The organism is Nocardia sp. NPDC050413 (assembly GCF_040655475.1).
In the GTDB taxonomy this organism is placed as follows: domain Bacteria; phylum Actinomycetota; class Actinomycetes; order Mycobacteriales; family Mycobacteriaceae; genus Nocardia; species Nocardia coubleae.
The window spans coordinates 125,607-137,233 of sequence record NZ_JBFAJZ010000012.1; the positions used below are offsets into that span (position 1 = coordinate 125,607).

At 68.8% G+C, this 11,627-nt stretch carries 13 protein-coding genes; 8 read left to right on the forward strand and 5 right to left on the reverse strand.

Annotation, left to right across the window (positions count from 1 at the left end):
• Positions 1-80 precede the first annotated feature (80 nt).
• Entirely contained in the window at positions 81-1,238 is a 1,158-nt protein-coding gene (locus AB0I19_RS24530; protein WP_357151485.1) for an acyl-CoA dehydrogenase family protein, read from the forward strand.
• A gap of 36 nt (positions 1,239-1,274) precedes the next feature.
• Here AB0I19_RS24530 and hisF read toward each other — a convergent pair whose 3' ends face one another.
• The 3 genes from hisF to priA are packed head-to-tail and all read right to left on the reverse strand — an operon-like array spanning position 1,275 to position 3,635.
• Positions 1,275-2,069 (reverse strand): imidazole glycerol phosphate synthase subunit HisF, encoded by a 795-nt coding sequence (gene hisF / locus AB0I19_RS24535; RefSeq protein WP_357151487.1) that lies wholly within the window; start codon positions 2,067-2,069, stop codon positions 1,275-1,277.
• Between the two features lie 5 nt (positions 2,070-2,074).
• Positions 2,075-2,896: an inositol monophosphatase family protein gene (locus tag AB0I19_RS24540; protein ID WP_067644745.1), complete on the reverse strand. Its 822-nt coding sequence runs from the start codon at positions 2,894-2,896 to the stop codon at positions 2,075-2,077.
• A 7-nt stretch (positions 2,897-2,903) separates the two neighbouring features.
• Complete coding sequence (gene priA / locus AB0I19_RS24545) at positions 2,904-3,635, reverse strand: bifunctional 1-(5-phosphoribosyl)-5-((5-phosphoribosylamino)methylideneamino)imidazole-4-carboxamide isomerase/phosphoribosylanthranilate isomerase PriA (protein ID WP_067644748.1); 732 nt, start codon at positions 3,633-3,635, stop codon at positions 2,904-2,906.
• A 382-nt stretch (positions 3,636-4,017) separates the two neighbouring features.
• On the opposite strand from priA, the gene AB0I19_RS24550 reads away from it, so the two are divergent.
• The 7 genes from AB0I19_RS24550 to AB0I19_RS24580 all read left to right on the forward strand — a co-directional run bounded on the left by AB0I19_RS24550 (position 4,018) and on the right by AB0I19_RS24580 (position 10,384).
• Positions 4,018-4,440: a hypothetical protein gene (locus AB0I19_RS24550; RefSeq protein WP_067644751.1), complete on the forward strand. Its 423-nt coding sequence runs from the start codon at positions 4,018-4,020 to the stop codon at positions 4,438-4,440.
• Between the two features lie 326 nt (positions 4,441-4,766).
• Positions 4,767-5,657 (forward strand): LysR family transcriptional regulator, encoded by an 891-nt coding sequence (locus AB0I19_RS24555; protein ID WP_357151489.1) that lies wholly within the window; start codon positions 4,767-4,769, stop codon positions 5,655-5,657.
• Entirely contained in the window at positions 5,654-6,583 is a 930-nt protein-coding gene (locus AB0I19_RS24560) for a LysR family transcriptional regulator (RefSeq protein ID WP_357151491.1), read from the forward strand. Before AB0I19_RS24555 ends, AB0I19_RS24560 begins: the two co-directional genes overlap by 4 nt.
• An 83-nt stretch (positions 6,584-6,666) precedes the next feature.
• On the forward strand, positions 6,667-7,818 hold the full coding sequence (locus tag AB0I19_RS24565) for a DUF2786 domain-containing protein (protein WP_357151493.1): 1,152 nt from the start codon (positions 6,667-6,669) through the stop codon (positions 7,816-7,818).
• Positions 7,819-8,004: 186 nt separating this feature from the next.
• On the forward strand, positions 8,005-8,793 hold the full coding sequence (locus AB0I19_RS24570) for an AraC family transcriptional regulator (protein WP_357151495.1): 789 nt from the start codon (positions 8,005-8,007) through the stop codon (positions 8,791-8,793).
• Positions 8,794-9,030: 237 nt separating this feature from the next.
• Complete coding sequence (locus tag AB0I19_RS24575; RefSeq protein WP_357151497.1) at positions 9,031-9,993, forward strand: alpha/beta hydrolase; 963 nt, start codon at positions 9,031-9,033, stop codon at positions 9,991-9,993.
• A 37-nt stretch (positions 9,994-10,030) separates the two neighbouring features.
• Entirely contained in the window at positions 10,031-10,384 is a 354-nt protein-coding gene (locus AB0I19_RS24580; protein WP_357151499.1) for a cupin domain-containing protein, read from the forward strand.
• Between the two features lies 1 nt (position 10,385).
• Here AB0I19_RS24580 and hisH read toward each other — a convergent pair whose 3' ends face one another.
• Together hisH and hisB are read right to left on the reverse strand one after the other, a co-directional pair.
• Positions 10,386-11,015: an imidazole glycerol phosphate synthase subunit HisH gene (gene hisH / locus AB0I19_RS24585; protein WP_067644773.1), complete on the reverse strand. Its 630-nt coding sequence runs from the start codon at positions 11,013-11,015 to the stop codon at positions 10,386-10,388.
• Entirely contained in the window at positions 11,012-11,626 is a 615-nt protein-coding gene (hisB, locus tag AB0I19_RS24590) for an imidazoleglycerol-phosphate dehydratase HisB (RefSeq protein WP_157105161.1), read from the reverse strand. The genes hisH and hisB overlap by 4 nt, the downstream gene beginning before the upstream one ends.
• Position 11,627 lies beyond the last annotated feature (1 nt).

Sequence of the window (11,627 nt, forward strand, 5' to 3'; positions counted from 1 at the left end):
TCCGCTGCCGGGCCGCGAACACGGGGGTGTTCGCGGCCCGGCCCGTGCGCACAGGCGCGCCGACAACAGGGGAATCGCTGATGCGCAGAACAGTTCTCGACGCCGAACTCGTCGCCTTCCGGGCCACGATTCGGGCCTTCATCGAAGCCGAGGTCGTCCCGAGCTTCGGCCGCTGGTACCAGGACGGTCTCGTGCCGCGCGAATTCTATTACCGGCTCGGGGATCTGGGGGTCTTCGGTCTCGAGGTGCCGGTGGAGTTCGGCGGTGCCGGGCGTGACTCACTGGCCTATCGTGGCGTGCTCGCCGAGGAGATCGCCAGGGCCGCTGTCTCCTTCGGCGGGGCGGGCGCGCACCTGGGGCGCTGCCTGCCGTTGATCACCTCGCTCGCCACCCCGGCGCAGCAGGCCAGGTGGCTGCCGGGGATCGTCACCGGCGACACGATGTTCGCCCTCGCGGTGGCCGAGCCGGGGACGGGCACCGAACCGGAGGGGATGCGCACCACCGCGCCACTGACCGCCGAGGGCAGCTATGTGCTGAACGGTTCGAAGACCTATGTCATCGGTGGGGTGCACGCCGATCGGGTCATCGTGTGCGCCCGCACCGCACCGCCGCGGCCCGACGACCCGTCCTACGGTCTTTCGCTACTCGTGGTCGACACAAGCGCGGCCGGTTTCCTGGTGGGCAGGCGCCTCGACACATTGGGCCGCAAAGTCGGTGGCACCGCCGAACTCACCTTCACCGATGTGCGAGTCCCCGCCACCGACCTGCTCGGCGACCCACACCGGGCCGCCGCGCACCTGGCCGCCCAACTGCCACAGCAGCGACTGAATATCGCGCTCGGCGCCTACGCCCGGGCCAAGGCGGCCATCCGCTTCGCCCGCGACCACACCCGCGACCGGCTTCCGGCCGCCCGCCCCGTCGCCGCCGTCCAGCACGGCAAGTTCGAACTGGCGGGCTGCCGAGCCGAGGTCGATGCCATCGAGGCCGTGATCGATCGTGCGCTCGCCGCCCACGACAGCGCCGCACTCGACCCGGCCCACGCCGCCTCCGCTGAACTCTTCGCCACCGAGACCGCGACGCGGGTCATCGACCGCTGCCTCCAACTGCACGGCGGCGCGGGCTATCTCACCGACTCGCCCATCGCCCGCCTCTACGCCGACCACCGCGTGGACCGCCTCCAAGGCGGCGACACCTCCGACACCCTGCGCACCGTCATCGCCACGGACATGGGTCTGTAGCACCGACGACGGAGACCGCCGAGGGTCGGCGCCGGGTCAGCGGACGGTGATGCCGTCGGTGCGCATGGCGTCTTTGACCTGGGCGATGGTGAGGTCGCCGAAGTGGAAGACGCTGGCGGCGAGCACCGCGTCGGCGCCCGCGTGGACGGCGGGCGGGAAGTGTTCCACCGCGCCCGCACCGCCGCTGGCGATCACCGGAACGTGCACGGCGGCGCGGACGGCGGCGATCATCGGCAGGTCGAAGCCCGCCTTGGTGCCGTCGGCGTCCATGGAGTTGAGCAGGATCTCGCCGACACCGAGTTCGGCGCCGCGCACAGCCCATTCGACGGCGTCGATACCGGTACCGCGCTTGCCGCCGTGGGTGGTGACCTCCCAGCCGGACGGGGTGTCGGGCTGCCCGTCGGGCACGGTGCGGGCGTCGACCGAGAGCACGATGCACTGCGAACCGAAGCGCTGCGACATCTCCGAGAGCACCTCGGGGCGGGCGATGGCGGCGGTGTTCACCGAAACCTTGTCGGCCCCGGCGCGCAGCAGGCGGTCCACGTCCTCGACCGTGCGCACCCCGCCACCGACGGTGAGCGGGATGAAGATCTGTTCGGCGGTGCGGGTCACCACGTCGAGCATGGTCGCCCGGTCGCCGGTGGAGGCGGTCACGTCGAGGAAGGTGAGTTCGTCGGCGCCCTGGGCGTCGTAGGTGGCGGCCAGTTCCACCGGATCACCCGCGTCGCGCAGGTTCTGGAACTTCACGCCCTTGACCACCCGGCCCGCGTCCACATCGAGACAGGGGATCACGCGGACGGCCAGCGTGCTCTGCTGTGTGCTGGTACCCATCGTGTTCAACCTCGTTCTTCGTCGCTGACCGCGCAGATCATGTCAAGGAGTTCTTCGTGCACACCGGGTGCGGCGGCGAGCACCGAGCCGGAGGTGATGGTCCACGGCTCGCCCGCCAGGTCGGTGACAACCCCGCCTGCGGCCCGCACCAGCGCCACCCCGGCGGCGTTGTCCCACGGATGGTGACCGAACACCACCGCGCCGCCGAGCACACCGGAGGCGGTGAACGCCAGGTCGATTCCGGTGGCGCCGTGCATGCGGACCCGGGAGGACAACCGGCTCAGCGCACCGAGCAGGTCGAACCGGAACTGGCCGGGGATGCGGCCGGCCGAATCCAGGTTGAACGCGCCGAAACCGATCATGGCCTCGCCGAGTTTGCCGGGCGCCAGCGGCGGCAACGCCACCCCGTCGAGATACACCGGACCGCCGCTGACGGCGGCGTACCGGCGGCCCAACCCGGGCAGCCAGGTCGCCCCGATCACCGGTTCGCCCTCGTGCACCAGGGCGAGCAGGATACCCGACATGGGATGTCCCACCGAGTAATTGAAGGTGCCGTCGATCGGATCGAGCACCCAGGCCGTGCCCGACGTCAGCTCCGGACCGCCGAATTCCTCACCGTGCACCGCGATTCCGGTGCGCTGCCGCAACTCGGCGGAGATGGTGCGTTCCAGTTCGAGGTCGAGTTCGGTGGCGAAGTCGTTGCGGCCCTTGGCGACCGCGCTCGGCGCGCCGACACCCTCGAGATAGCGCGGCACCACCCCGTCCAGCACCTGGGTGGCGACAGCCAGCAGGTCGGTCAGTTCGGCGGTGCTCGGCGCGGTGGTCATGGCGAGGTCAGCGCACCGCGGCCAGGGCTTCGGGCAGCGTGAACCGGCCCGCGTACAACGCCTTGCCGATGATGGCGCCTTCGACACCCTCGTCGGTGAGGCCGGCGATGGCGACGAGATCGTCGAGCACCGAGATGCCGCCGGAGGCCACGACGGGCGCCTCGGCGGCATTGGCCACCTGGCTGAGGAGTTCGAGGTTGGGGCCGGTGAGCGTGCCGTCCTTGGAGACGTCGGTGACCACATAGCGTGCGCATCCGTCGCGTTCGAGGCGCTCGAGGACCTCCCAGAGGTCGCCGCCGTCGGTCACCCAGCCGCGGCCGCGCAGCCGCCATTCGCCGTCGATCTGCTTGACGTCGAGCCCGACCGCGATCCGGTCGCCGTACTCACCGAGTACGCGGGCACACCACTGTGGGTTCTCGATCGCCGCGGTGCCGATGTTCACGCGCGCGCAGCCGGTGGCCAGGGCGGCCTTCAGCGAGTCGTCGTCGCGGATGCCGCCGGAGAGTTCGACCTTCACGTCGAGTTCACCGATCACCTGGGCGATCAGTTCACGGTTGCTGCCCTTGCCGAAGGCCGCGTCGAGGTCGACCAGGTGCACCCATTCGGCACCGGCCTCCTGCCACGCGAGGGCGGCGTCGCGGGGCGACCCGTATCCGGTTTCGCTACCGGCCTCCCCCTGTACGAGGCGCACGGCCTCCCCATTGGCGACATCGACCGCGGGCAACAGCACAAGACTCACGCCGATCAGACTAGTAGGTCTTGCTCCGTGGGCCCGCAACGGTCCTGGTCGGTGCGCTCCGCGTCACTCCACCCGCTTCGGCCGCATGCGCGAATCGCACGCCGGATCGTGTGCCACAAGTTTGCCCGATTCCTGAAGTCCATTAGCCAGCTATGCGCCGGCCCTTATGTGATCGATCGAACAGACCCGGTTGACCTGCGGAAACATTCCGTTTACCAAGTATTAATGGTGATAATCACCACGTGGAATCAATTAGCAATTCGTTTCCCGCATCGATTAACTTTCCGTTTTGTCGGCAGGAACACCAACCCCTACCGAGTTCATCGCCGCACCGCCCCTTTGCGTTACCAGCCTGTGATTGCAGGCACCGAAAGGAAATCTCATGACTCGCAAGACCCTCGCTGTTGCCGGTGCCCTCGCCATCGCCGTGCTCGGTCCCGCCGCCGCCGCCAACGCCTTCACCGGCTCGGCCGCCGCCGCCACCGGTTCCGCCGCCCTCGGTGCCACCGGCTCGGCCGCCCTCGGCGCGACCGGATCCGCTGGTGCGGGCGCCGCGGGCGCCGGTGCCGCCGGTACCGGTTCCGCCGCCGCCCTGCCTGCTCTGGCCACCGGTTCGGCCGGTCTCGGTGCCGCGGGCACCGGCTCGGCGGGTCTCGGTGCCGCCGGCACCGGTTCGGCCGCCGCTCTCGCGGGCCTCGAGGTGCTCGAGACCGGCAGCTCGGCATTCGACAGCCTCACCAGTGGTGGCGCCAACATCGTCGACATCCTGCTCGGCGCGCGCGAACTCAACACCCCCGCCGAGTAATTCGGTATAGCCGGACTTGCCGACCACTCCCCTCAGGTCGGTGTCGAATGCGGTGACGTGCCAGGTGCACGTCACCGCATTCTTTTGTCTCCGAGTGCATTTCCGCCATAAACAATTGCCGCCACGTTTGCGGCAGGATTACCGATTCCGTTGCCGGTGCCCGGCCGGCAGTCGATCAGCACCGGGCACTGCCCGATTCGGCGTTGTCGCCCAGCGCCTTCGCGTGTCGGGCGGGCGCCGACGAGGCGGTCGGAGCAGTGCACCGGCGAACACCAGGCAAAATACTCACCGGTCGGTAAAGAACCTTTACCGATGAGAGGTGATGGATGAACTGGCAAGAGATCGAAACGTTCCTCGCGGTGGCCGAGGAACTGCACTTCGGGCGAGCGGCGGATCGGTTGTTGCTGTCGCGGGCCCGGGTGAGCCAGTTGATCCAGACACTGGAGGCCCGCGTCGGCGCACCTCTGCTGGAGCGGACGAGCCGTCGGGTTTCCCTGACGCCCTTGGGCGTTCAGCTCCGCGACGATCTGCTCCCGCACCATTGCGGCGTACTGGACGCGGTAGCGGAGGTGACCGAAACCGCGCGCGGCATCGACGGCGTGCTGCGAGTCGGTTTCTCCAGCCCACTGGCGGGCAAGCTGTTGATCGGGGCGGGCGATGCCCTGCGCGCACGCCACCCCGGCTGCACTCTCGATATCCGCGAGGTGCAGCTCTCCGATCGCTACAGCGCGTTGCGCTCGGGCGAGCTGGATCTGCAGCTCATCGAATTCCCCGCCACCGAACCCGACCTGGTGTGCGGTCCGGTGCTGCTGCGCGATGCCCGGGTTTTGGCGGTGTCCACCCGCAATCCGCTCTCGCGGCGACGCTCGGTCACCGTCGAGGATCTGACCGGGCAGACCGTGCTGTTCATCGGCGGGGTGCCGGACTACTTCCTCGATCACGTGGTTCCGCCGGTGACTCCCGCCGCGTCGCCGATCCGCCGTTCGACGACGACACGGTACTGGCAGGAGTTGCTGGCCCACGTCGCCGCGGATATCGGTGTCACCGTGACGGCCGCCCAGGGCATCGAGTACTACCCACGACCCGACCTGGTCTATGTGCCGTTCGAGGAGCAGGCGCCGATCGAATACGGTCTGCAGTGGCGCGCGTCGGGTCTGTCGGCGCGTGCGGCGGCCTTCGTCCGCACCGCCGTGAAGTGCGCCGGGAGCACACGGTGAACTGGCAGGAGCAGGAAACCTTCCTGGTGCTGGCCGAGGAACTGCACTTCGGGCGCGCGGCGGAGCGGCTCGCGGTATCGCGGGCCCGGGTGAGTCAGATGATCCACACCGTGGAACGGCGCATCGGCGCACCACTGTTCGAGCGGACGAGTCGACGGGTGTCGTTGACTCCCTTGGGGACTCAGCTGCGCGACGCCCTCGCTCCGCATCATCACGGCATTCTGGCCGCACTGGCCAGGGCGGCCGACAGCGCGGGTGCCGCGGAGGTGTTGCGGGCCGGCTTCACGCACCCACTGGGCAGTGAGATGCTGATGTCGGCCGCCACGGCGTTCCGCGCCGAGCGGCCCGCGTGCACGGTGGAGCTGCGTGAGGTCCAGCTGTCGGACCGGTTCGGTCAGCTGCGGCGCCGCGAACTCGACCTGGTCTTCCTCGAGTACCCCGCCGTCGAACCGGATCTGGTGAGCGGCCCGGTCCTGTTGCGTGACGCGAAGGTCCTCGTCGTCTCGACCTCCCACCCCCTGGCGACCCGCACCTCGGTCTCCGTGGCGGACCTGGCCGACGAAACACTGCTCACCGCACGGGGATTGGCGGGCTACTTCCTCGACCACCACTTCCCCACCCACACCCCCTCGGGGCGACCGATCCATCGCTCGATGACCATGCCGTACTGGCAGGAAGTCATGGTCCAGGTGGCAGCGGGCAACGGCACAGCCCTCGCCGCCGCCCAAGCCGGTCACTTCTACCCTCGCCCCAGCCTGGTCTACCTCCCCTTCGACGACCTCCCACCCATCGAATACGGCCTGGTCTGGCGCGCCTCCGGTTTGTCGCCTGCCGGCACCGCTTTCGTCCGCACGGTCACCGAGACCGCTCGCACCTCGGCTGAACCTGTGACAGCTTCCGATGCGGCGGACGGTCCTGATCGGTGATGACGCACGGGTACGAGGCCTACCGAGCGGAAGATCCGGCCCGCTTGTTGACCGGACCGGGCGCGGGGGACGATCGGTAGACCATGGCCAAACAGAACCGTCGGCGTCGCACCGGACGCAAACCCGCTCCGCCGACCGCTTTCGACGCGCTGTCGGGTGATCCGGCGACCATCGCCGAGGCGGTCATCGCCGCTGCCGCGCGGGGCGGGACCGAGTCGATCGGCACGGTGACTGTTACCGACGAGCTCGCCGCAGGTGTCGAATTGGCAGGTCGGCGGCTCATTGCCCACGCCTCTGATCTCGGCTGGCTGCCGGGGGACATCCATCAGGCCGCGCGCCGACGCCTCGACGAGTTCGCGGTGGGGTATCTGCTGGATCTGATGGCGGAGCATCATCCCGATGCGAGGTGGGACGCGGAGCTCGACGAGCTCGATGCCTCCGTCTGGTGGACGACTCCGCATCTGCGGGCGTGGGCCGATCGTGCCTTGCTCACCGGCAGCGAGGCGCTGACAACGGTGATCGAAGCGCTCGCGCTGTTGCTGCGACTGCCGAAGCTCGAATCGTCCGGGCCGGTCCGGCCCCGACACGGTGTGGACGAGAAGGTGCTCGGCCGGGTGCGTGGTCTGCTCGCCAAGGCCGAATCCACCTCGTTCCCCGACGAGGCCGAGACGCTGTCGGCCAAGGCGCAGGAGCTGATGACCAAGTACGCCATCGATCACCTGCTGCTCGAGCCGTCGAGCGATCTCCCCGCCACCCGCCGCATCTGGCTCGACACCCCCTACACCGACGCCAAAGCCCTGCTCATCGACCGGGTGGCGCACGCCAATCGCTGCCGCGCGATCTTCGCCGCCGAATGGGGTTTCGTCACCGTGGTCGGCGACGACACCGACCTCGACCTCGTCGAGCTCCTGTCCACCTCCCTGCTGGTCCAGGCCACCCGCACGATGATCGACACCGCCGACACCGGCGAATCCCGCTCCCGCCACTACCGCAAAGCCTTCCTCACCGCCTACGCGACCCGCATCGGCGAGCGCCTCACCGAGGCCACCGACACCACGATCGCCCACGCCCCGAACCACCTCCTCCCCGTCCTGGCGGCCCGGCAACACCAAATCGACAAGGCTTTCGACACCTTCTTCCCCACCGCCCGCGCGAAAGGCATCACCATCCGCAGCGCCGAAGGCTGGGCCGCAGGCACCGAGGCCGCCACCGAAGCCCGCGTCGACCACTCCTGATCGACATATAGCCGGTCAGTAAGGGTTTCGACCTCATCTGTGCGGCGTGCCCATCGACCCCGCCATTTGGGTGGCCGCCCATACCGCCTCGACGACACTACGACGGTCGACACGCCCCGAGCGCGTGCAGCGCCCCGCTGCGACTGATCGGCGGCGCATACGTCACCACCCACCTACGCTGGTGAGATGCGCCCGATCGTGTCCGAAGCGGAACTGGGTGGGGACTGGGAGGTTGCGGCTCCCGATTCCAACCGGGTTCCGGGCGCAATGATGGGCGGGTTCTTGGAGCGCTTCGGGGCAGGCGCGCCGATGCGGGTGTGCGCGCGGCCGGAGGTGACCGTGGTGATCCAGTTCGGCGATGCTCCGCTGCGGGTCACAGCCGGTGGTGAACAGCGGCAGCTCGGCGGTGTCGTCGCCGGACTGGCACCGATGCCACAGCAGGTGACGGCCGACCGCATCGAATGCCTCGAGATACGCCTGTCGCCCCTGTCCACGCGCACTCTACTGGGCGCCGCTCCCTCCGAATTGCGCGGCGAGGTGGTCGATCTCGACGCCGTGTGGGGACGTGAAGCAACCCTACTGCGCGAGCAACTGTCCGAAACATCCACGTGGGCAGCGCGATTCACCATCCTGACGACATTCCTCGCCCACCGCGAACCAGTCGGCGCCGCCGACCCCGAGGTCGCGGCATGCTGGAACCGCATCGTCGCCACCGGTGGCCGAGTACAGGTGCAGGAGCTGGCCGAGTGGACCGGGTGGAGCCGCCAGCGACTGTGGTCCCGATTCACCGCACAAACAGGTGTCGCCCCCAAGCAGGCCGCGAAGATAGTGCGGTTCCGCCGCGCACTGGATCGCCTCGCCGCCGGGCAGTCCGTGGCAGACGTCGCCGCGATCTGTGGCTACGCCGACCAGCCCCACCTCCATCGCGAGATCGTCGCTTTCGCCGGAACCACGCCGCGCACACTGACCCACTGATCGACCGGCGCACACCCACCGCCACCCGCACATACCGCCGCCCGGCGTCATCGCGCACACATCCCCGCGTCCGCCACCCCTCACCCCATCACGCACCAACGCACTGACGCACTGACGCACTGACGCACTGACGCACTGACGCACTGACGCACTGACGCACTGACGAGCATTGCACCCCCGCCCCAGAGCGGACATTCGTTCAAGACCTACGCGAACTCCCCGCGCGACAGTTGATCCATGACGCCCACTCTCGACAATCGGATTCGCGCGATCGAACAGCGGGTTGCCAGCGCACACGGTCTGACCATCACCGAACATCCGCTGCCGCAGCGTGATCCGCGTGCCAGAGTGCTCAGCGTCGGCTCGGGAAGTCCGTTGATCTACCTCAACGGCATCACCGCACCAGCGCTAGGCTTCGCACCGCTTCTGGCCGAACTCCCCGGCTACCGACACATCCTGGTCGAATTCCCCGGCCACGGACTGGCCCCTTCACCGCGCTGGACCGGCCATTCACTGCGCGAATTCGCCGTCGCCACGCTGACCGGAACTCTCGACGCGCTCGGCCTGCCGAAAGCGACCGTCATCGCCAACTCCCTGGGCGGCCTGTGCGCACTTTGGACAGCATTGGACGCGCCCGACCGACTCTCGCGCGCCGTACTCATCGGTGCACCGGCTACCGCCCTCCCCGGCGCCCGGCCCATCCCCGCGATGGTCTCCCTCACCACTCCGCTCCGCGGCCGGATGGAACAGGCGCTCATGGGTCTGCCCTCACCCCGGTTCCTCGCCGAAGCCGCCCTCACCGAGGCCCTCGGCGAGCAGGCGGTAGCCACCATGTCGGACGACCTCGTCGACCTGCACCGGCTCCCCCTCCGCCGACCGGGCCGAGCCGCCGCCTATCGCTCGCTGCTGACGCGACTCCTCGACGGCCGTACACCACGCCCCGAAAACATCCTCACCCCAACAGAATTGAGCCGACTCGACATCCCACTGCTCTTCGTCTGGGGCCGCGATGACGTCATCCTCTCCCCCACCGACGCTCTCCCCAGCCTCGAACACATCCCCACGGCGTACCTCGAAGACGTGCCCGGCGGCCACAACCCCTGGTTCGACGACCCGGTCGCCTGCGCCACCCCGATCCATGCCTTCGTCACCGCCGGGCACGGCGCCGAAACCGGCCCGGCACCCCACCCGACCCCCTGACAACCACCGACAGAACCCGTCCCAGAAGGGCCGAACCATGCGCAAACACGACCCCATCACCACCGCGAAAACCCTCGACCAGTTCGACTTCCGCGAACTGGCCCCGTTCAACACCGGAGCGTTCTGCATGTATCACGGCGCCGAACTCCCCGGCTCCGACTGGGAACTGCACCCCGATACCGACGAATTCCTGATGGTCCTGCACGGCAGTGTCACCGTGGAGATCCTCACCGACGACAGCAGTCACCGGAACCGGCTCACCGCAGGACAATTCGTCGTCGTGCCGAAGGGCCACTGGCATCGCCACCTCGACATCGACAACGTCGTGGAGCTGTACTACACCCCGGGCGAGACGATCGAATCCACCGCCGACGACCCCAGGGTCGGCTGACCTACAGCGACCCGATCCAGTTGCGCAGCAACTGAGCACCCGCGTCGCCGGACTTCTCCGGGTGGAACTGGGTGGCCGAGAGCGGGCCGTTCTCGACGGCGGCGAGGAACGGCACGCCGTGTTCGGCCCAGGTGAGTTTGGGCGGCGGAATGTGGTCGGCTTCGGGCAGTTCCCACTGCTGGGCCGCGTAGGAGTGGACGAAGTAGAAGCGGGTGTCGGCGTCCATGCCGGCGAACAGGGTGCTGTCGGCGGGCGCTTTCACCGTGTTCCAGCCCATGTGCGGGAGGACGGGGGCCTCGAGCCCCGCGACCGTGCCCGGCCATTCACCACAGCCCTCGGTCTCCACCCCGAACTCGACACCCCGGTCGAACATGATCTGCATGCCGACGCAGATGCCGAGCACCGGGCGTCCACCGGCCAGCCGCTGCCCGATGATGCGCTCACCACGCACCGCGCGCAGCCCGGCCATGCACGCCGCGAACGCGCCGACACCGGGGACGACGAGCCCGTCGGCCGCCAACGCCGCGGTCGGGTCGGCGGTGACCTCCACCTGGGCACCGGCCCGCACCAGGGCGCGTTCGGCGGAGTGCAGGTTGCCGGAGCCGTAGTCCAGCAGCACGACGGATTTCACAGCACACCTTTCGTGGACGGCACACCGCTCACGCGGGGGTCGATCTCGACGGCCGCACGCAGAGCCCGTGCGACAGCCTTGAATTCGGCCTCGGTGATGTGGTGCTGGTCGCGCCCGTAGAGCACCCGGACGTGCAGGGCGATCCGTGCGTTCTGCGCGATCGACTCGAACACGTGCTTGTTGAGCACCGTCGAGTACGACGCACCGGGCCCCGCGCTCGGAATGATGGTGTGCACCAGGTGTTCCGGTTCGCCGGTGAACACGCAGTACGGCCGGCCCGACACGTCGACGGCGGCGTGGGCGAGGGTCTCGTCCATGGGAATGAAGGCGTCGCCGAACCGGCGGATGCCCTTCTTGTCGCCCAGCGCCTGCCCGAGGGCCTGCCCGAACACGATGGCGGTGTCCTCGACGGTGTGGTGTGCCTCGATCTCGATATCGCCTTCGGCGCGCACCACCAGGTCGAACCCGGCGTGGGCGCCGAGGGCGGTGAGCATGTGGTCGTAGAACGGCACACCGGTGGAGATCTCGGTCTTGCCGCTGCCGTCGAGGTTCAGCTCCACCAGGATCGAGGATTCCTTGGTGACCCGTTCCACCCGCGCTGTTCTGCTCATG